The sequence below is a fragment of the Luteibacter sp. 1214 genome (genome assembly GCF_031455395.1).
In the GTDB taxonomy this organism is placed as follows: domain Bacteria; phylum Pseudomonadota; class Gammaproteobacteria; order Xanthomonadales; family Rhodanobacteraceae; genus Luteibacter; species Luteibacter mycovicinus.
The window spans coordinates 573550-594667 of sequence record NZ_JAVDSQ010000001.1; the positions used below are offsets into that span (position 1 = coordinate 573550).

Below are 21118 nucleotides of genomic sequence, written 5' to 3' on the forward strand. Positions count from 1 at the left end.
CCGGACATGGAGGCTCGTGCACGCTCGCGTCAGCGGGCATGCGTCGACATCACGACGGACGGGTGAACGTGCCGATCAGTTTGGTCGGACGATCAGAGGGAGGTTTGCGGGGGCGAGTAGCCGGCGACACACTTGCCGCGGGAACGCAGGGCGCTGAGTTTGTTTCGCGCGAGGATCGGAAGGCCATCGGCCCTCACATGCACGAACGGACGACCTGCGAAGGCGCAGCTGGCGTTCTGATTGGAATCGGGGCGACGCATCGTAGCGGTCTGTCCGTCATTCATCGCGAGCTGCGTGCCGGCATACCCCAAGGATGCCGGAGGAATACGCGGTATGACGTTCGTCGAACGCACCGCGTGGAGCAACATATAGCGCACTGTAAAAAGGGCGTCAACGGCCAAAAATGCATAGACGTCCGCCTATTGCAACGCACCACGAGACTTTGCGCCCGGATGAACCAGGCCGCAGGATTCTGCTGCGACGCACGATGACACCGACGCAAGGGGCGCGCATTCTCGCGCGGCGGCGTGAACAGGGGTGCGCCGCTCACTCAACGTAATCGCAGGGATCTCGATGAATCGTCGACAGACGCAGGGCCGTGTCGTGCCCGCCACCCCACGCCGGCCATTGGCCGTCGCATGCGCCGCCGCGCTCTCGCTGCTGTGCGGCGGCGTCGTCACCGCCCAGGAGCAAACGCCCACGGCGCAGGATACGGCGAAGCCGGCCGTGAAGGCCGCCACGAAGCCGGCAGCCACGCCGGCTACCGCCGCGCAGGCTCCGCAGAGCGAGAAGGAAAAACGCGCCGCCAATCCGGATGCCGCAAGCAACCTCGACGCGGTGGTCGTTACGGGTATTCAGGGCAGCATCCAGAGCGCACTCAAGGCCAAGCTCAATTCGGACAACATCATCGAGGCGATCTCCGCCGAGGACATCGGCAAGCTTCCCGACAGCAGCATCGCCGAGAGTCTGGCGCGCCTGTCCGGCCTTGCGACGCAGCGTGTCGATGGGCGCGCGAACCAGATCTCCATTCGCGGCCTGTCGCCCGACTTCGCCGGCACCACGCTGAACGGCCGCGAGCAGGCGACGATCGGCGAAAACCGTGGTGTCGATTTCGACCAGTATCCGTCCGAACTGATCAGCGGCGCCGCCGTCTACAAGACACCGGATGCGAGCCTCATCGGCCAGGGCCTCTCCGGCACCGTCGATCTGCACACGATCAAGCCGCTGGATCTGCCGAAGCGGACGTTCGCCGCCAACGTGCGCGGGGAGACCAATTCCAACGGCAGCCTCAATCACGGCTCCGGCGTGGGCGATGCGGGTCATCGCGTCAGCTTCTCGTATATCGACCAGTACTTCGACCACACGCTGGGACTGGCGGTCGGCTTCGCGCAGCTGGATTCGCCCGTACAGGAAAAGCAGTATCAGGCGTGGTGGTGGAGTCTCAACAATGGATCGCAGGGCGCGGAGAACAACTGGGGCGCGCCGCATACACCAGGCTTGCCGGACAACGTGCTTTCTCAGGAAGGCGCGCAGTTGCGTGCAAAATCGGAGAACCAGCTGCGTAACGGCCTGATGACCGTGCTCGAGTGGGCTCCGGACGACCACTATCACTCCACGCTCGATCTGTACTACTCGACGTTCAATCAGAAGACGTACCTCAATGGTGCGCAGTGGTCGAGCAGCCCTTACGACAACGTCTCGTATTCGAACGTGGGCGTGGTCCCCGCACTGCCCTATCCGATCGTTACTACCGGCCACATCGACGGCCTCAAGTCGATCCTGCAGAACGACTACACGAAAGAACACGACAAGCTCTTCTCCGCGGGCTGGAACAACCAGTACGACTTCGGCAACGGCTGGGCCCTCACGGCCGATCTGTCTTATTCCAGCGCGAAGAAGGACCTGCACGACGCCTACCTGTTCGCCGGCCTTCCGGATCAGGCGACATCGTCGACCGATTTCGCGACGCCGATCCACGAGCACTTTCCGGATTTCCGTCCCGGGGTGAATTTCGCCGATCCCTCGGCGATGTTCTTCACCGATCCCAACAACTACGGCTATGACGGCCGCGAAGAATTCGACAAGCAGAAGGACACGATCAAGGCGTTCCGCCTCGAGGTGAGCCATCCCGTGGGCTGGATCTTCAGCGACGTCAACATCGGCGTGAACTACTCCGACCGCAAGAAGACCAAGCAGGCCGACGTGTACTTTGCCTGGCTCAACGGTAACGGATCGACGTCGGCCGATTACGTGCCCGGTTTCGCGGCTCCCATCGATCCGTCCGCGCTCAGCGGCATCACCGATCTCAGCTATGGCGGCTTTCCCGGCGTCGTCAACTACGACGTATTGCAGGCCCTCAACAGCCAGTACTACAAGACCCAGCGCAACGGTCAATCGGACTGGAGTCGCAACTATTCGGTCGAGGAGAAAGTCCCTGTCGCCTACGTCAAGTTCAACATCGACACGCATCTGGGCGATATCCCGCTGCGTGGCAACGTCGGCGTGCAAGGGGTGAAGACGGACCAGTCGTCAGAGGCCCTGCAGACGAATGGTGACGCGCTCGTGGGGCGCATCTCCGATGGCGCGAAGTACAGCAAGATCCTGCCCAGCCTCAACCTCGCCGCCGAGATCGCCGACAAGCAGTTCCTGCGTTTCGGCCTGGCCAAGACCATGGCGCGCGGACGCATCGACGACGAAAAGGTCGCCACCTCGGCGGGCGTTGCGGAAGTCCTCGACGGTCCGGGCGCGGGTCAGGTGCTCTGGTCCGGCAGCGGCGGCAACCCGAAGCTCAAGCCGTATATCGCCGTGGGTGCGGATCTGTCATGGGAAAAATACTTCGGCACGGCGAGCTACGTCGCCGCCGCGGTGTTCAACAAGAATCTGCTGAATTACATCTACAACCAGACCACGCTGGATTACGACTTCTCGCGTTACGTCAACGACAACCCGACACTCACGCCGACCAGCACCATCGGCTCGTTCACACGCCCGGAAAATGGCACCGGCGGCAAGATGCAGGGCCTGGAATTGTCCGGGTCGCTGGAAGGCGGTCTCGTCACCCAGGCTCTCGACGGCTTCGGCGTGCAGGCCAATTTCTCGCTGACCAACAGCACCCTGCCGGTCAGCGCCGTGTCGAGCATCCCGGGCAGCCCGTCGACCCTGCCCGGTTTGTCCCGCAAAGTCGCCAACCTCGCCCTGTACTACGAGAAGTACGGCTGGTCGGTACGCGTGGCGGAACGTTACCGCTCGTCCTTCACCGGTGAGGCCGTCGCCCTCTTCGACCAGCTGGGATACACCCAGGTGCTGGCGGACAAGCAGACTGACCTGCAGCTCGGCTACGCCTTCGACCATGGCACATGGAACGGGCTGTCGATTCTTCTTCAGGTCAACAACCTGACCGATTCGCCGATGAAGACGCAGCAGATAGCCGCGTTGCCGAACAACGTGAAGGTCGCACGCCCGCTGGAGTTCGATACGTACGGGCGGACGGTGATGTTCGGGCTCAACTACAAGCTCTGATCTTCGCTTATCCGACGCGGTCGATCCGCGCGGCATAGCACCCGTAAGCCGCGTAATGCGCATGGATGTAGCGCACCGCGCCGCGGTTGAAGAGGCGTTCCACCGCCTCTTCAACCGCGGTACCCGGTACGAGAAGCGCATCGGCGATATGCCCTCGTTCGTCGAAGGCGCGCAAGGAAATATGCCGCGTGCGGATCACGTCGGGAACCTCGTCCACGGCGTCATGAGCGACCGTCGCGCCCTCACGGACGAAGATGGCATGGCTCGCGCGATAAGGCCCCGGCGCGGGCTGGTGAACGTAGTTCAGGAGGATCAGCGCCTCGCCCTTGCGCGCGGCGCGAAGTTCGATGCGTTCAGGGTACCCGGTGTCATCGCCGGCAATAACGCGTAAGGCGTTGCGCGCCTCGAGTGATCGGTCATCAAGGCCGTAGAGGGACTGGAAAGGTGCGGGATCGAGACCACTGATTCGAAACGACATGGATTCACTCCGGTGTGGGAATGAATCCATGGTGCTCGCGGCCTGGACTCGCCAGCCATCCGGATCTTGCCGTCAGAAGTGATACCCAAAGCTGAAGCCATACACCCACGGGTCGATATGCGCGGTACCCACCGAGGCCCCGCCGACCTTCACCTTTGAATCGATGTCCATGTAACGGGCGTCGAGCGTCAGAGTCCAGCGCGGGTCCAGCGTGATATCGACGCCACCGTGCCACGCGATGCCCCAGCTGCTGTCGAGGTCGACGTTGGCGCCCTGCAAGGCGCCGCGACCCTTCGTGTCGAAGAAGCGCGTGTAGTTCACGCCGACGCCGACGAAGGGCGACACCGGGCGACCCGCGAGAAAGTGATAGTTTACGCCGACCGTCGGCGGCAACTGCTTCACGGTGGCGGCGCGCTGGCCGCTGAGGCGGACGCTGTGCTGGAACGGCACGGCAGCGAGCACGTCGACGCTCCATTCGGGAGTGAACAGGTATTCGAGGCTCAGCGTCGGACGCGTGCTGCTGCCGACGCTGGCCTTCATGCCCGCGAGGTGGCCGTTGTCGGAGCGCGGGTCGACGACATGGGCTCCAATGTGCAGGATCCAGGGATTATCGACGGACTGGGCGATCGCACCGGTGACGGGAGCCATGCACAGCAGGCCGGCGATGGCGACGTTCTTCAGGTTACGCACGGAAAACTCCTTCATTCTGTCCCGACCGCAACCGGTCGGCAGACAAAGGTTAGGAATTCATTGCCGCGCGTTTCCTGATCGCGGTCAGTTTTTCCTGCGATCGCAAGGGCGCCGCGGAAACCATCGCCGACAGCATCGCGCGGTCGAGGATGCGCAGCGTGCGACCACTGGCCTGCAGCATACCCGTCTCCTCCATGCGCCCCAACGCACGACTTACGGTTTCCACCGCAAGACCGAGGTAATTGGCGATGTCCGCACGCGACATCGACAGCCGTAACCAGTCGCCCTGCCGCGACAACCTGCCCTGCTTCTCGACCAGACCGTGCACGAACAAGGCGACGCGTTCGACAGCCGACTGACGTCCCATCGCCACGAGATGATCCTGATCGGCGGCGACCTCGCCGCTGAGTACGCGCAACATGCGCCGGTGCAACGACGGCACTTCGGTCAGAGCCGCTTCCATCCGGGCGAACGGTACCTCGCACAGCGTGCTGCGCTCCAGCGCGATCGCCTCGGTGCGGTACGCCTCGTCGAGCAACCCGTCCACGCCAAGAATATCGCCCGGCGACCCGAAGCCGATGACCTGATGCACGCCTTCGGCATCGGCGATGGTGCTGCGCGTCGCGCCCGACCGGAGGACGTAAAGCGAGTGGAACACCTCGCCCTGACGAAACAGCGGCTCGCCCCGGACCAGCGTGCGGCGGTCCCGGGTCATGCGGTCGACGCGCGCGAGCGCCTCGCCCTCGATACCGGCGGGCAGGCAGACGTCGTGTAGCCCACAGGCCACGCAGCCGTGGCGCGTGGCGACGTCGTGCAACTCGGTCATCTCAGTTACCCCGATGCGATAGGTCGAACGGACGGTAACAGGCGCGCGCGTGTGGGGAGGCCGGATGCGCGGTGCCTGCGACGATAGGTCCTCCTACATCCGCAGCGGCACGTCGATACCCAGCAGGTCGAGGCAGCGGGTGAGCACGCGCTCGGTCAGCGCGCAGAGTGCCAGCCGGGCAGCACGCACGGCGGGATCCGGCTCCGACCGCACCGGACACTCGCCGTAGAAGCGGCTGAAGTGCTGGGCGAGCGTATACGCGTAGGCCGCTAGTACACCGGGCTGGTAGAGCCGCGCGGCTTCCGACACCGTGTCACCGAATGACAGGCAATGCAGCGCGAGGTCGCGCTCCACCGGCGCCGACGCCTGCGCGGGCCCCACGACCTCACCGGCGGCCCTGGCGAGCAACGACCGCAGGCGCACGCAGGCGTATTGCAGGTACGGACCCGTGCGCCCCTCGAACGCGACCATGCGCGCGGGGTCGAAGACATACCCCGAGAGACGATCCCCCGACAGATCGGCGAACTTCACGGCGGCGACGCCCACCTGGCGCGTGAGGGCCTCGCGTTGCGCACCGTCCAGGTCCATGCCGTAGCCGGAAGAGGAAAGGCGCTCCGCGGCGCGGGCGACGGCGTCGTCCAGCAGATCGGCCAACCGCGCCACGCCGCCCGAGCGCGTTTTGAAGGGTTTACCGTCAGGCCCGTTCACCGTGCCGAAACCGGCGTGCACCAGTTCGACATCGTGCGCGATGCCCGCCTTGCGTGCCGCGCGGAAGACCTGCTCGAAATGCAGTGCCTGCCGTTGATCGACGACGTATACGACACGCGCCAACCCGGGCACCGACGCACGAGCCTCGAGCGTTGCCAGATCGGTCGTCGCATAAAGGGCGGCGCCGTCGCTCTTTGCCAGCAGCAACGGCGGCACCGGTGAGCTGTCCGTGGGCTCGGCGACTTCAATGACTACGGCGCCCTCACTTGCTGTCGCGACACCGCACGCCCGCAGCCGGGCGACCAGCGGCGCGATCGCGTCCCGCACGTCGCTCTCGCCATCCAGAGCGTCGAAGCGCACGCCCAGCCGCTCGAAGTCGGCTGCCTGAGAGCTCAGGCTAAGCGCACGCAACGAACGCCATAACGCCGTGAGTCCCGGGTCGGCCGCCTGCAAGGCCGCCGTATCCGCGCGGGCTTCAGCCATACGGCCAGGGTCCTCCCGGCACGCTGCGGCGGCTTCGGGATAGAGCCGTTCGAGTTCACGGAGCGTGACCGGCGCGGTCTCGGGAAACGGTACCACCGCCTCGGAATCGAAGAACGCCAGGGTCGGGTCCGTGCGGCGTATCGCCGCGCTCAACATGCCCATCTGCAAGCCCCAGTCACCGAGATGCGCATCCGCATGCGTCGACCAGCCCAGTGCCGCATGAATCCGCCGCAGGCTCTCGCCAAGCACGAGGGAGCGCAAATGCCCTACGTGCAGCGGTTTTGCGACGTTGGGACCACCGAAGTCGAGCACGACACGCCGCGCACGGCCTTCATCCGGAATACCCAGCCGGTCATCCGCGGCCACGGCGTCAAGACCCTGCGCGATGAACGCGGCGGATAGCCGCAGGTTGATGAAACCCGGACCGGCAACGCTAACCTCGGCAAAAGCCGGTTCCTGGCGCAGGTACGCGGCGATGTCTTCCGCGATGGCGCGCCCCGTCCGGCCGACGAGCGCCGCGGCAGCAAGCGCGCCGTTGCACTGAAAATCGCCGAGGTCCGGGCGTGTGGCAGGCACCGCCCTGGCGAGAGCCACAGGCAGGTCGAGCGACAGGAAGGCAGCGGTAAGCAGGACGTCGATCCGCGACGCTGGGGACAGGCACATGGGTTTCTCCAGGGACGATGAAAGGCGGCGCAAGGCGCGCCGTCGGCTCAGCTCAGTGCGAGCTGGGCGATTCGTCGTCGGAGAAGGATGCGCGGGGACATGCGCTTTGTTTACACGACACGGTGGGTCTTCGCAAGCCGCGAACGATACGCTGGGTATGCTCGTTTCAGACTGATACGGAGACTTCGCAATGAACTCAACCAAGCGGCCGGGCGCACATCGCGTCGTGATCGTCGGCGGCGGCGCCGCCGGCATCGAACTGGCCACCCGGCTGGGCAAGAGCCAGGCCTTCGATGTCGCGCTCGTCGACCGCGATTCCAGCCATTTCTGGAAGCCGCGACTGCACGAGCTTGCCGCCGGCCTGCTGGGCGACGGCGAAGAGGCGGTGCCCTTTCTTGCGCACGCGCAGGCGCATGGTTATCGCTTCGAGCCAGGGGCCCTGCTGGGCCTGAACGCCGTGGAAAAAACGATCGACCTCGAAGCGGTGCACCTGCCCAACACGGACGAGCTGATCCTGCCACCGCGGAGCCTGACCTACGACACCCTGGTGCTGGCGTTCGGCAGCCGCGTGAACGACTTCGGCACGCCCGGCGTGCTCGAGAACTGCGACATGCTCGACAGCCCGGCCCAGGCCATCGCGTTACGCCGTAAGATCCTGGCCCTCGCGCTGCGCAGCGCAGGCGACCCGGAAAAGCGCATCCGCGTCGGCATCGTCGGCGCGGGCGCCACCGGTGTCGAGCTCGCGGCCGAGCTGCACCACGCCTTCAACGACATGCATCGCTATGGCGGCCTGGATTCCGCCGCGAAACTCGACGTCACCCTGATGGATATGGCGCCACGCGTGCTGCCCGCCGTGGATCCGGACACGTCGGCGTCCGCGCAGCAGATCCTGGAGCGCATGAAGGTCAACCTGCGCCTTGGCGTCGGCGTCAACGCCGTCGAGTCCGACGCTTTCCACCTGTCCGATGGCAGCGTCATTCCCTGCGACATCAAGGTCTGGGCCGCGGGCGTCACCGGGCATGACATGGTGAAGGGCCTCGGCCATTTCGAGCTGTCGCGCGACCGGCGCATCGTCGTCGATGAGCACCTCGCGGCGAAGGGCGTCGAGGGTATCTACGCTCTCGGCGACTGCGCGTTCACCGCCACGCCCGACGGAGGCAGCGTGCCGCCGACGGCACAGGCCGCGCATCAGCAGGCGACGTATCTGTCGGACGCGCTGATCAAGGTGTCGCGAGGCGAAACGCCCGCAGCGTTCGCCTTCCATTCGAAGGGAACGCTCGTCTCCCTGGGCGTACGCCAGGCGACCGGCGAATTGCCGTCGGGCCGCCATAAGTCGGTGATCCCGATGCGCGGCTGGCTGGCGAAGCTGGTGTACGTGTCACTGCAGCAGAGGCATCGCGCGACGCTGCACGGCTGGCCCCGTGCGACGGCACTGTGGCTGGCGGACTGGCTGCGGAACACGACGCTGCCGCCGGTGAAGTTGCACTGAGGCCAGCGGGCTCCGCTGGCGGAGCCGACTTCCACCTGGGCCGGGCGGCCTGGGTGGAAGCCAGTCCTGCTGGCGGTGGCCGGATCCCTCAACTCACCCGAAGCACGTCACTTCACCGCGTGCTCGAGCGCCTCGAAGTCTTCCTGCGACAGCTCGATGCTCGCACCCTTGACGTTCTCCTCGAGGTGGCCCGGATCGCCGGTACCCGGGATCGGCAACATCACCTTTGAACGCTTCAACAGCCACGCGATAGCCACCTGGCCGTCCGTCGCGCCGAGCTTCTTCGCGATCTTCGACAGCAGCGAGCCCTCTTTCGCCAGCTCACCCGCCGCCAGCGGGTACCACGGAATGAAACCGATGCCGTTTTTCTCCGCGTAGTCGAGCACCGCTTCGCTCTGGCGGTTACCGAGGTTGTAGAGGTTCTGCACCGTCGCGACCTTGAAGAATTTCGAGGCGGCTTCGATTTCCTCGACGTTGACCTCGGACAGGCCGACGTGGCGGATCAGCCCTTCGTTCTGCATGTCCCTGATCACGCCGAACTGCTCATCGCGCGGCACTTTCGCGTCGATGCGATGCAGCTGCCACAGGTCGATGCGTTCGACGCCGAGACGGCGCAGGCTCATCAGAACGCACTGGCGCAGATATTCCGGTCGGCCCAGCGGGGGCCAGACGTTGGGACCGTGACGCGTAAGGCCGCCCTTGGTCGCGATAACGAGGCCTTTGTACGGGTGCAGCACCTCGCGAATCAGATCCTCGCTGACGTAGGGGCCGTAGCTGTCCGCCGTGTCGATGAGGTTGACCCCGAGTTCGGGAAGCTTCGCCAGCGTGGCCCGCGCCTTGACGGGATCGGCCGGGTCGCCCCAGATGCCCTTGCCGGTGATACGCATGGCGCCGAAACCGAGGCGATTGACCTCGAGATCACCGCCGATGCTGAACGTGCCGCTTGCTGCTGCGTTGGGGGTTGTCATCGTATGACTCCATGAGTGGGACGAGGAAAGTCACAGACACACATTGGTACGCGATGAGACGTTTAAAGGGCGTGGTGGCGGCTCAGTCACCGTCGAGGTGCCGCGCGATGGCTTCCATGAAGGGCTCCGCATCGGCAAGGCCCCCACCCGCCCCCAGCGACTCTTCCAGCCCCTCGGCAATGTCCGCGATCGCCACCATGCCGCAGACCAGCGCGGCCCCTTTCACGCGATGGACGTGATGCAGCGCTCGCGCGAAGTCGCCCCGCTCGAGCGCATCGCAGGTCAGCGCAAGATCGTGCCGGGTCTCCTCACGAAAGGCGGCCTGCATGGCGGGCGTGGGCGAAACCGCCTGCTCCGCCATGGGCGAGACGGGACCGGCCAGCGCCGACTTCAGCGCATCCAGCGAAAGCGGCTTTCCCAGCACGATGTCGATACCGCTCTCCGCGCAGCGGCGCACATGATCGCTGCCCTGATTGGCCGAAATGGCGATAAAACGAGTGGGAGTGACGCGAGCCTCGGCCTCGCGCGCGCGCAATTCGGAAGCGATGTCGTAACCCTGCATGTCGGGCAACTCACAGTCCAGGAGAACGCCCACGAAGCGCCCGGGCACGAAACGGTCGATGGCCGCCTGGCCATGATCCACGGCTTCGGTGGCGTAACCGAGGAACTTGAGCTGGGCAACGATGATCTGCCGGTTGGCCGGGTGATCCTCGACCAGCAGCACGATGCCGCCCGGTTCACCGCACATCGACGTGTCGGCGGCTGGCGACGGTGGCGACGAGGTCGTGCGGGGCACCAGACTCGTCGGCAAGGTGACGCGGACGGCCGTACCCACGCCCGCCTCGCTGTTGAATTCGAGGGTGCCACCCAGGTTGGTCGCGATATCCCTGCAGATCGCCAGGCCGAGGCCACTGCCGCCAAGACGGACGTCGAGACGCCCACGCGCCTGGGCGAACGGCTTGAACAGCTGACGCTGCCGGTTCGCGGGGACACCGATACCCGTGTCGAATACCTCGATCAGCAGGCGACGCACCCCGTCTTCGTTTTCACCGGCACCCTGCCAGAGAGCGATTCCCACGTGGCCGCGCTCGGTGAACTTCACCGCGTTGGCGAACAGGTTTTCCAGAAGCTGCCTGACCCGGACTTCGTCGACCAGCAGCCACGGCAAGGGCCCCATCGGCAGATCCAGACGCACCGCGAGGCCCTTGGCCTCGATCGCCAGACGCTGTGCCTCGATCGCGTCACGCGCGATCGCCTGCACGTCGCAGGGCACCGGGTCAGGGGTGAAACCCTCAACTTCCGAGCGCGTGTAATCGAGGGCACTCTTCAGAAGGTTCTGCAGGTTCCGGCTGCTGACCTGTGCGATCGCCATGAGGTCACGCTGGGGACCATCCTGAGGTTCGCGTGCCATGAGGTCGATCGACGACGTGACCGCATTGACCGCGTTGCGCACTTCATGACTCATCACCGCCAGCAGCATGGTCTTCTGCTGCTCGCCGCGACGGGACGCCAGCTGCGCACGGCGCATCTGCCATAGCGCGAAGACCAGCGCGGCTATCAGTGCGACACCCAGACCCAGCTCGCCGCGAAACGCCGAGAGTACCTGCGACACGGTAGGCTGACGCAGATACGCCGTCTCGAGCCACCGCTCGATCACCGCCATGTTGTCCGCCGAGGACAGCCCGCGCATGCTCTGCTCCAGAATGGCGAGCAGCTCGGGCTCGTCGCGCTGGACGGCGACGCGGACCGACACCGCCATGTCCGGCACCGTCCCCGCCACGCGAAGGCTCATGGCGTAATCGCGGCGCACGATCGGGTAGTAGGCCACGTCCACACCGATCGCCGCGTCGGCCACGCCGCTCTCGACGGCGGCCAGCACCTGATGGATATCGGCCAGGGGAAGTCGGGTGATGGAGGGATGCTCGCGCTCGAGCCACGCCTCGTACTGGCCTCCGCCCTTGAAGGCCACCGTGCGCCCCTGCAGATGCCAGAGGTCCATTTCGGCGGGTCCGACCGTCCGCGTCACGATCAGCGTACGGCCAACATAGAAAGGCGACGACAGCAGCGCCGAGCTGCCCAGATCGGCGGTCAGCATACGATCGGCGGTGGACGGAAGCACATCGACCCGATGCGCCCGGAAGGCGGCGACCGACTCCGCCCAGGAGCGCGTGCGTACCGCCTCGAAGCGCATGCCCGCCTTACGCGCCGCAAGCGCGAGGTACTCCGTCACCAGGGGGTTCGCTTTGCCGGCACCGATCTCGGCGCCCTGCTGAGGATCCAGGGCGATACGCAGCACGGGGTGCGCTTTCACCCAGCGCGCGCGCGTCTCCTCGTCCGGCACGTCCTGGGCGACCGCCACCGCTGCGACCATGCAGCCAACCAGCATCCATGCGAAACGGCGCATCACGGCGGCTGGTTCGCCAGCGCGCGGATGTGTTCCTTCAGGCTGTGAAACTCACTGTCCGAGCGGACGCCTAGTTTCTGGTACGCCGCCGACTTCTGTGCGCTGATGGTCTTCATGCTACGGCCGAACTTCACCGCGATCTGCGTCACGCCCAGTCCGTCGAGCAGGCAGCGGACCACTTCCCACTCGCGCAGCGACAGCTGCTTCCCTGTCTTGCTTCCCGCGGCGCCCTCGCCCGGTATGCCGACACGCTGCGGAGGCCGGTAGACGCCGCCGGTCATCACCACGTCGATCGCATGGATGATCTCCGAGGGATCCTGGCTTTTCGCCACGAAGCCATCCGCGCCGGCCTGAAGCAGGTTGCGCACGATCAGGCCTTCGTCATGCGCCGAGACGATGAGAATCTTCATGCGCGGGTACGCCTTGCGCAGCAGCCGGATCAACGCGACACCATCGAGGTCGTCGAAAGCCAGCGAATAATCGAGCAGCACGACGTCAGCGGGCGTCTCGGCCAGCAAGGCACGGAAAGGCCGGCTGCTCGAAAAGCTGCCGAGAATCACGATGGAGGGGGACGTCTCCAGTTGCGCGACCAGCCCTTTGAGGACGAGCGCATGGTCGTCCAGTAAGGCCACGCGCACCGAGCCCAGATAGCTTCGCGCGGACATGAGTGGACCAGATGGGGAGAGGCTTGTAGTCATACGCCCACCGATACGTAGTGGGACCGACGGCAAGATATCGCGGCGACCGAGCCTTGTAAACGCTTGCTTCACACGTCAATCGATGTCGCGCTAGCCCTACGTTCAGGCATGGTGCCATCGGCCATTCGTCCACCCACGTAAGCCATACAGGCAAGGCGAAGGCGCGTTGCTAACCTTCTCTGGCCTCGTTTCACGGGGTTTCCGGGCCATCAGGGGAAGGACGCGTATGGACATCGTTAGCCGCAGACAGGCCGGTAGCGCCGTACACGAGGCGTCGGCCGAAGCTCGTCCCTATTCCGAAGCCGAGACCGCGCCACCACGCGCGCTGGCTACCGCCCGCATCGGCGTGGTCGGCCTCGGCTACGTCGGTCTCCCCCTGGCAGTCGAATTCGGCAAGCAATACGCAACCCTCGGTTTCGACATACATTCCCGCCGCATCGATGAACTGCGCGCCGGTTGCGACGTCACGCTGGAAGTCGACGCGGGCGAACTGGCGGCCTCGAAGCGCCTGCGCTTCTCGGACGCGCTGGATGAACTGGCCGATTGCGACATCTACATCGTGACCGTCCCGACGCCGATCGACGACGCGCGTCGCCCCGACCTCGCACCACTGCGTCGTGCCAGCGAAACATTGGGCAAAGTTCTCAAGCGCGGCGACATCGTTGTCTACGAGTCCACGGTGTATCCCGGCTGCACGGAAGAGATCTGCGTCCCCATTCTCGCCGCCGTGTCGGGCCTCGTCTTCAACAAGGACTTCTTCGTCGGATACAGCCCGGAACGTATCAATCCGGGTGACAAGACACACCGAGTGACCAGTATTCTCAAAGTCACGTCGGGTTCGACGCCGGAAACCGCCGATACCGTCGACGCGCTATACCGTTCGGTCATCACCGCCGGCACGCACCGCGCGAGTTCGCTCAAAGTCGCCGAAGCCGCCAAGGTCATCGAAAACACCCAGCGCGATCTGAATATCGCCCTGGTCAACGACCTGGCCATCCTGTTCAACAAACTGGGTATCGACACGCTCGAAGTCCTCGAAGCGGCCGGCACCAAGTGGAATTTTCTGCCGTTTCGCCCCGGCCTGGTCGGCGGGCACTGCATCAGCGTCGATCCTTATTACCTGACCCACAAGGCGCAGCAGGTCGGCCACCACCCCGACGTGATCCTGGCAGGTCGCCGCACCAACGACGGCATGGGTCCGTATATCGCCAGCGAGCTGGTCCGTCTGATGGTTCGCAAGGGCATCAACCCCGTGCAGGCGCGTGTGCTGATCCTGGGCCTCGCCTTCAAGGAAAACTGCCCCGACCTGCGCAACACACGCGTGGTCGATATCGTAGGCGCCCTCGATGGCTACGGCGTGCATGTCGACGTACACGATCCCTGGGTGCGGGCCAGCGAAGCGCGGCACGAATACGGAATCACCCCGGTCGAGGTACCTGAGGCCGGCAGCTACGACGCCGTCCTGGTCGCGGTGGGCCATAAGGAATTCATCGCATGGGGCGCGGAAGGCATCCGCGCGTTCGGCAAGCCGGCCTCCGTCGTTTACGACGTCAAGTACGTACTGCCGCGGGAAGCGGTGGACGGGCGCCTGTGACCGCGAGACGGCATCCATGAGAGTCCTCGTCACCGGCACCGCGGGCTTCATCGGCTCCCACCTCGCCCTGCGGCTGCTCGCGCGGGGCAACGAGGTGATCGGGCTGGACAACCTGTCGGATTACTACGACGTGGGGCTGAAGAAGGCACGTCTGCGACGCTTCGCGGACGACCCGGGCTACACCCATATCCACGCCGATCTCGCCGACCGCGACGCGGTGGAAGAAGTCTTCGCCACCTATCGCCCGCAACGCGTCGTCAACCTTGCGGCACAGGCAGGCGTACGTTACGCCGCCACCAATCCGCACGTGTACATGTCCAGCAATGTCACCGGCTTTCTGCATGTACTGGAGGGCTGCCGCCATCACGACGTGGAACATCTCGTGTTCGCGTCGACCAGTTCGGTCTATGGCGCCGACACGCGGATGCCGTTTTCCGAGCATCAGCCGACCGAGCACCCGCTGACCCTGTATGCCGCGTCGAAGAAAGCCAATGAGCAGATGGCGCACAGCTACGCGCATCTCTATGGCCTGCCCTGCACCGGCCTGCGCTTTTTCACGGTGTACGGCCCCTGGGGCCGACCCGACATGGCGCTGTTCCTGTTCACCAAGGCCATCCTGGCGGGCGAGCCGATCCGGGTGTTCAATCACGGGCACCACAAGCGCAGCTTCACCTACGTGGACGACATCGTCGAGGGGATCCTGCGCACGCTCGATCAGCTGCCCGGCAGGAACGAACAGTGGTCGGGCGATCGCCCCGACCCGGGCAGCAGCGGCGTCGCGCCCTACCGCATCTACAACATCGGCAACGAGAAGCCGGTGGAGCTGCTGCAGTACATCCACACGCTGGAAGAGTGTCTCGACCGAAAGGCACGCATGGAGATGTTGCCCTTGCAGGCCGGCGACGTACCCGACACCGAAGCCAATGTCTCGGCGCTGGTGCAGGCCACGGGGTACGCGCCGCGGGTGGATGTCCGCTCCGGCGTCAGACATTTCGTCGACTGGTACCGCGCGTATTACCGGGCCTAGCGCGGCGACGAAGATTTTCCAACGCGACGCGACATTTCTGGGAGATGCGCCGTGCTCATCGATTACCTCGACCCGTCGGCACCTGCCGATCTTCAGGCGGACCTGTGCGTCATTGGCGCGGGACCGGCCGGCATCGCCATCGCGCAGTCCTTCATCGGGTCGTCGATCACCGTCTGCCTCGTCGAGGGCGGCGGCCTGACGGGTGAGGATCGCAGCCAGGACCTCTACAACGGCCGCTCGGCCGGCGACATGCCTTTCGATGCCGGCACCTCGCGCATGCGCGTGTTCGGCGGCAGCTGCACCCTTTGGGGCGGCGGCTGCATACCGCTCGGCGACGACGACATGGCCCCGCGCGACTGGGTGCCCGGGAGTGGGTGGCCGCTGCGCTACGCCGAGCTGACACCCTGGTACGAGAAGGCGCGAGCCTTCTGTCACATCGACGCGTCGTACCGTTTCGGCCAGGGGTCGTTCGAGGGTCCGGTGGCACGCAAGCCGCTCGACCTCGATCCGGACGTGATGACCAACTACATCTTCGCGCGGAGTCCGATCCTGTTCGGGGAAGCCTACCGCGAGCCGCTCGGCCAGGCGGCCAACATCACCGTTCTGCTGCACGCCAACGTGATGGAGCTGCGTTCCAACGACACGGCGAGCCACGTGACCGAAGCGCGCATCGGCTCGCTCGACGGCCGCCGTGGCCGTATCCGCGCGCGGCGTTACGTCCTCGCCGCCGGTGGCATCGAGAATGCGCGCATCCTGCTGCTGTCGGACAGCGTGGCGACCCGCGGCCTGGGCAACGACCGCGATCTGGTCGGACGGTATTTCATGGATCATCCCAGCGGCACGCTCGGCAGCATCCGCTCCGACACGCCGGACCGGCTCACGCGGCCCTACGAGCGCACCATCGGCAAGGCACGGGCACCCGTGTCTCCCGAGATCGGCTTGTCGATGGCGGCCCAGAAACGTCACGAAACCCTGAACGGCCGCGTGCATCCCTTCGCGGTGGAAGGCGAGGTACCGCGCGGTATTCGCGCCCTGCGCGATCTTCGCGCCGCCTTACGTGGTCCCGTACGCGACGAAGGCTCGCTGCTCCAGGCCCGGCTCAACGCCGCGCTGCAGAACGGGCCCGGTGGCGCGGTCGCCGTCTCACCGCGGAACCTGGCGCTGAGCACGATGCGCCTCGGCCTGCATATCGGCGACATCGTCCGGGCGGCCGCCCAGAAGGCGAACGACCGCCCCACCGTCCATAGCGACCGCGTCGCCCTGGTCGGCTTCTTCGAGCAGGCGCCCAACCGCGACAGCCGGATCACCCTGGATACGAGCCGCGACGCACTGGGGTTGCGACGGGTGAGCGTGGACTGGCGACTGACCGACCTGGACCGACACACCTATCGCACGCTCACCGTGCTGACCGGCGACCGGCTGGCCCATGCCTGCGACGGCCGGTTCGAACCGGCCGCGTGGGCGATCGATCCCGCCCTGCCACCGGATGTACATGGCACGGCGCACCACATGGGTACCACACGCATGGCGAACGATCCGGCTCAGGGTGTCGTCGACCCGAACGGCAAGGTCTTCGGCGTCGGCAATCTCCATGTCGCGGGGAGCTCGGTGTTCCCCACCGGCGGCTGGGCGTTTCCGACCTTTACGCTGATCGCGCTGAGTCTGCGCCTTGCCGGTCAGTTGCGGACCTTGCTGCAAGCCTGCGAAACGGGCGGACTCGGATAGCCGGATGACCGCACTGGCCCACGCGTCCCGAAGGGACACCTTCTCCGGTCGGGTCGTCGCCCGCCTTGCCGACACGGGCTTCGATGCGCCGCGCGCCGATCAGGCCCGTGTCCTCGTGTTCGACGCCCTCGCTCTCCGCGACGACGTGTGCGATGCCACCGCCCTGCTCGACCGGACCGAACGGGCACGGGCACTTCGCTTCCACTACCCCCGCGACCGCGACGTCTACGTTCTTGCGCATGCCGTGTGGCGTATCGTGCTCGGCGAGTGCCTGCGCCTGGCGCCATCGGACGTGCCGCTGGCACGCACCGCCGATGGGCAGCCCCGCCTGCCCGGAACCGCGTTGTCGACCAGCCTCAGCCATAGCGGCGATGTGGTGGCACTGGCGGTCTCGCCGGCAGCGACGATCGGCGTCGACATCGAGACGTACCCTCCGCGCGTGGATCTGGACACGCTGATGCCGGTGTTCTGTACCCGAGCGGAAATCGCACAACTGTCGGTTCTCGACGATGTCGCGAGGCGCTGGGCACAGATGGAACTATGGACGCGGAAAGAAGCGCTGCTGAAAGCCTTCGGTGTCGGACTGCTGACCGATCCCGCCACGACACCGGCGCCCGCGACGCATCTTCTGCTCCCGCCCCCGGAGGCGGCGCACTACCCGCCATGCATCACGCGCAACCTCGAGGGCTGCGATCGCTGGGTCGCGGCCTTCGCCGCTCCGCCGGCGATCCGGGACATTCGTCTGCACACGCTGTAACGATGACGTTACACACGGCCATACGGCCTAGCCGCGTCACGACCGGAAGTGCAATCGACACTCCCGGCGCACATGCCTAGCCTTCCGTCATCGGCACGTCGACACGCGGCGTGCAAGGGGAACACGATGATTCGTTTGCTTCGACAGCCGATCGTACGCTGGCTCACCCTGATGGGTGGATGCGAGCTGCTCCTGCTTGCCGCGTCGCTCAACGTCGCCACCTACATCCGCTTCGCACCGTCACCGGACGACCTCGAAGCATCGATGCAGATGCTTACCGCACGCGCGGTGATGTTCGCGCTGGTCATCTTCCTCGGCATGGCGGCACTCGGCGAATACCGGTCCACGTTGCGCATGAGCTGGCGAGGTCAGCTGGCGAGACATGCCATCGCCTTCGCACTGGGCGGCCTGGTGCTCGTGGTCGGTTATTACGTGGTACCGCAGGCGTACGTGGGACGCGGCGTGCTCGGCATGGCGCTGGCGATGGGCTTTATCGCCACGGCCGCGTTCCGTGCGCTTTTCATGCGGCTGGTCGAGCTGGAAGCCCTGAAACGGCGCGTGATCGTGCTGGGCGCCGGACAACGCGCGGCGCAGATCCATAATCGCATGCGCCGCCGCTCGGACCGTCGAGGCTTCTGCCTGCTCGGATATGTGCAAGGGCCCAACGAAAACGTCCTGGTGCCCGCCGAACTGCTGCTCGACACGCGTGAGTCACTGGCAGGCTATGCGCGCCGTGTGAAGCTCGACGAAATCGTCGTCGGCGTGGACGACCGGCGTGGGAGCCTGCCCATGGACGACCTGCTGGCCTGCCGCCAGCTCGGCGTGCAGATCACCGACCTCACCACGTTCGTCGAGCGCGAAGCCGGTCGCGTGCAGCTGACCATGCTCGATCCGTCATGGCTGGTGTTTTCAGGCGGCTTCAACGCGTCGCCTTTCGCGCTCTTCGTGAAACGCGCCTTCGACATCGGTGCATCGCTGACGATCGCCCTGCTCTGCTGGCCGGTCATGCTGGCGGTGGTCGCCGCCATCCGCATCGAATCCGGTCGCGGACAGCCCATTCTGTACCGCCAGGAGCGCGTCGGCGAACACGGGCGCTCGTTCTGGCTGTACAAGTTCCGCAGCATGCGCACCGATGCCGAGATGGACGGCGTGGCACGCTGGGCGAAGAGCAACGACGATCGCGTGACGCGCGTGGGCCGCATCTGCCGCAAGCTTCGTTTCGACGAGCTGCCGCAGCTGTGGAACGTGATCCGTGGCGACATGAGCATCGTGGGCCCGCGACCCGAGCGCCCGCAGTTCGTGTCGGACCTGGAAACCAAGATTCGCTATTACAGCTTGCGGCACAGTATCAAACCGGGCCTGGCGGGCTGGGCGCAGCTCAGCTATCCCTACGGAGCTTCCGAAGAAGACGCTGCCGAGAAGCTGAAATACGACCTGTTCTACGTGAAGAACCACAACCTCTTCCTCGACATGGTGATCCTGATCGAGACGGTGGAGGTGGTGCTGTTCGGCCGTGGTGCGCGTTAGTGACGCGGGCGCGGGCTCTCGCTGTGCAGACCGCGAAGTGGCGAGCTGTACCAGTCGCTGACCGCGTGGTTGTCGAAGCGGACCCAGGAGGGTCCGTATTCCCAGCGACCGTCCGCGCGTTGCGTGGGTTCGCCCTCGAGTGCGATGACCTCGTCTTCGCTCATGCCCAGCGACAACGGTCCGCTGACCGCGAAGGCGGAGTTCGCCGCCGGTACGCCGGTCGTTCGAACGATGGCCGCTTCCGTGTTGTCTTCTGCGTCGGATTCGCTGACAGCGGGCATCAGCGACCAGGCGAGCACCGCGATGCCGATCGCGCCGATCGCGAGCCACCACCAGGCGCCCAGCGTTCGCGGTGGCAACGACTCCGTATCGGCGATCACCGTGGTGGCCGGCGTACCGTCCTCGATCGCGGCAGCGGGTTCCGGCGTCGCGACGGCTACGCCTGGCAGCGGTGCGCCGCCCGGCAGACGGCCATGTCGCCGGTGGAATTCCATCGCCGCGCCATATTGCCTGGTAAGCCGTTGCAGGCGACGTGCGGCCAGCGCGTCGGCATGACCGTCGGCACGGCGGTCCGGATGCCACTGTGCGACATGGCGCCGGTAGGCTTGCTTGAACTCGGCCAGCGAGCATCCAGGCTTCAGCCGGAGCCGTGTGTAGAGATCCAGAAAATCGGTTTCGTCCGCCACCGTCGAGCTCCCCTTGCTCCGCAGCCAAGAGCGTGGCGCAGCACCCACGGCGTGACAAGTACAACTTATGGAGAATACGCATGCGCCTGCCCCACAGCGCCGCCCTCCCCGCCACGCTGCTGCTCGTCCTGAGCACCGCCGCCGTCACCGCCGCAGACATGCCGCCGCCCGCCTTAGGCGCGCACGTTTTCCTCGGCCAGGGCGAAGGTCTCGGGGTCACCCCCGCGACCACCGCTCCGGTCGACACTCAGGCCAGCGGCAGCGTTTTCATCGCTTTCAACGCGGGGTATGCCAGCAACGATGCCACGCCGCGCGATACCTACGGGAACCGTTGGAAGCCCCTGGGCGGGGCGCAGACGTACGCGAACTACGGTGACCGGTTCACGGTACAGGGCTATGTCGTCACCGACGGCAAAGGCGGCGCGGCGCATTCGGTATCGATCGACAAACGCGGCGAACCCCGCGGCGAACTCTCCCTGCCCTTCGTCGAAGTACGACACGGCACACGCGTGGCTGCCGTCGCACGTTCCTACGCCGATGGCGCATTGCAGGTAGCCAGCGACACCGTGACGGTGAACGGACCCGCCACATTGCTGGCGTTCTGGTGGGGCGACGGTGGCGTCAAGCGCATGACCGTGAGTCCGGGCGACGGCTTCCAGCTGATCGATGCCTTCGTCACGTTGCCCGACGAGAGCGGTGTGCAGGGAGCGGTGGCATGGCGACAGGTGGAAACCGCGGGCACCTATCGCGTGCACTGGACCGCGGCACCGGTTCAGGGCGCGGCGTTGTGGCTGATCGCCATCCAGTGACGGCATTTCACTGTCCGGATCCGGACAGTGAAAAACGGCAAGTCGAATGTAAGCTTTCGACCCTGCT

At 65.7% G+C, this 21118-nt stretch carries 16 protein-coding genes; 8 read left to right on the forward strand and 8 right to left on the reverse strand.

What is annotated here, in order from left to right; translation table 11 throughout:
• Positions 1–573: 573 nt before the first annotated feature.
• Positions 574–3519 (forward strand): TonB-dependent receptor, encoded by a 2946-nt coding sequence (locus tag J2X57_RS02255; protein WP_309863295.1) that lies wholly within the window; start codon positions 574–576, stop codon positions 3517–3519.
• A 7-nt stretch (positions 3520–3526) separates the two neighbouring features.
• Here J2X57_RS02255 and J2X57_RS02260 read toward each other — a convergent pair whose 3' ends face one another.
• The 4 genes from J2X57_RS02260 to argS all read right to left on the reverse strand — a co-directional run bounded on the left by J2X57_RS02260 (position 3527) and on the right by argS (position 7367).
• Positions 3527–3997 (reverse strand): DUF1203 domain-containing protein, encoded by a 471-nt coding sequence (locus J2X57_RS02260; RefSeq protein ID WP_043693842.1) that lies wholly within the window; start codon positions 3995–3997, stop codon positions 3527–3529.
• A 72-nt stretch (positions 3998–4069) separates the two neighbouring features.
• Positions 4070–4687 carry an OmpW family outer membrane protein gene (locus J2X57_RS02265; RefSeq protein WP_309863298.1) on the reverse strand — a complete coding sequence of 206 codons (618 nt, stop codon included), beginning with the start codon at positions 4685–4687 and terminating at the stop codon, positions 4070–4072.
• 49 nt (positions 4688–4736) lie between these two features.
• Complete coding sequence (locus J2X57_RS02270) at positions 4737–5513, reverse strand: cyclic nucleotide-binding domain-containing protein (protein ID WP_036113479.1); 777 nt, start codon at positions 5511–5513, stop codon at positions 4737–4739.
• A 93-nt stretch (positions 5514–5606) separates the two neighbouring features.
• Positions 5607–7367 (reverse strand): arginine--tRNA ligase, encoded by a 1761-nt coding sequence (gene argS / locus J2X57_RS02275; protein WP_309863304.1) that lies wholly within the window; start codon positions 7365–7367, stop codon positions 5607–5609.
• Between the two features lie 190 nt (positions 7368–7557).
• On the opposite strand from argS, the gene J2X57_RS02280 reads away from it, so the two are divergent.
• Positions 7558–8856: an NAD(P)/FAD-dependent oxidoreductase gene (locus tag J2X57_RS02280; RefSeq protein WP_309863307.1), complete on the forward strand. Its 1299-nt coding sequence runs from the start codon at positions 7558–7560 to the stop codon at positions 8854–8856.
• A 107-nt stretch (positions 8857–8963) separates the two neighbouring features.
• Here the strand turns inward: J2X57_RS02280 and J2X57_RS02285 are convergent, their stop codons facing one another.
• The 3 genes from J2X57_RS02285 to J2X57_RS02295 all read right to left on the reverse strand — a co-directional run bounded on the left by J2X57_RS02285 (position 8964) and on the right by J2X57_RS02295 (position 12893).
• Complete coding sequence (locus J2X57_RS02285; protein WP_309863310.1) at positions 8964–9824, reverse strand: aldo/keto reductase; 861 nt, start codon at positions 9822–9824, stop codon at positions 8964–8966.
• A gap of 82 nt (positions 9825–9906) precedes the next feature.
• Entirely contained in the window at positions 9907–12228 is a 2322-nt protein-coding gene (locus tag J2X57_RS02290) for an ATP-binding protein (RefSeq protein WP_309863315.1), read from the reverse strand.
• Positions 12228–12893: a response regulator transcription factor gene (locus J2X57_RS02295; protein ID WP_036113486.1), complete on the reverse strand. Its 666-nt coding sequence runs from the start codon at positions 12891–12893 to the stop codon at positions 12228–12230. The genes J2X57_RS02290 and J2X57_RS02295 overlap by 1 nt, the downstream gene beginning before the upstream one ends.
• A 358-nt stretch (positions 12894–13251) precedes the next feature.
• On the opposite strand from J2X57_RS02295, the gene tviB reads away from it, so the two are divergent.
• From tviB to J2X57_RS02320, 5 genes are all read left to right on the forward strand, one after another.
• A complete protein-coding gene (gene tviB, locus J2X57_RS02300; RefSeq protein ID WP_309864366.1) occupies positions 13252–14520 on the forward strand; it encodes a Vi polysaccharide biosynthesis UDP-N-acetylglucosamine C-6 dehydrogenase TviB in 1269 nt (422 codons plus the stop codon).
• Between the two features lie 16 nt (positions 14521–14536).
• Positions 14537–15547: an NAD-dependent epimerase gene (locus tag J2X57_RS02305; RefSeq protein ID WP_309863322.1), complete on the forward strand. Its 1011-nt coding sequence runs from the start codon at positions 14537–14539 to the stop codon at positions 15545–15547.
• Between the two features lie 51 nt (positions 15548–15598).
• Positions 15599–17272: a GMC oxidoreductase gene (locus J2X57_RS02310; protein ID WP_309863325.1), complete on the forward strand. Its 1674-nt coding sequence runs from the start codon at positions 15599–15601 to the stop codon at positions 17270–17272.
• Positions 17273–17276: 4 nt separating this feature from the next.
• Positions 17277–18029: a 4'-phosphopantetheinyl transferase superfamily protein gene (locus J2X57_RS02315; protein WP_309863327.1), complete on the forward strand. Its 753-nt coding sequence runs from the start codon at positions 17277–17279 to the stop codon at positions 18027–18029.
• Between the two features lie 126 nt (positions 18030–18155).
• A complete protein-coding gene (locus tag J2X57_RS02320) occupies positions 18156–19556 on the forward strand; it encodes a TIGR03013 family XrtA/PEP-CTERM system glycosyltransferase (RefSeq protein ID WP_309863330.1) in 1401 nt (466 codons plus the stop codon).
• Here J2X57_RS02320 and J2X57_RS02325 read toward each other — a convergent pair.
• Complete coding sequence (locus tag J2X57_RS02325) at positions 19553–20242, reverse strand: J domain-containing protein (protein ID WP_309863333.1); 690 nt, start codon at positions 20240–20242, stop codon at positions 19553–19555. The two genes, J2X57_RS02320 and J2X57_RS02325, sit on opposite strands and share 4 nt — an antisense overlap.
• Positions 20243–20322: 80 nt before the next feature.
• Between J2X57_RS02325 and J2X57_RS02330 the strand changes: the two genes are divergently transcribed.
• Positions 20323–21051 (forward strand): hypothetical protein, encoded by a 729-nt coding sequence (locus tag J2X57_RS02330; RefSeq protein ID WP_309863336.1) that lies wholly within the window; start codon positions 20323–20325, stop codon positions 21049–21051.
• Positions 21052–21118 lie beyond the last annotated feature (67 nt).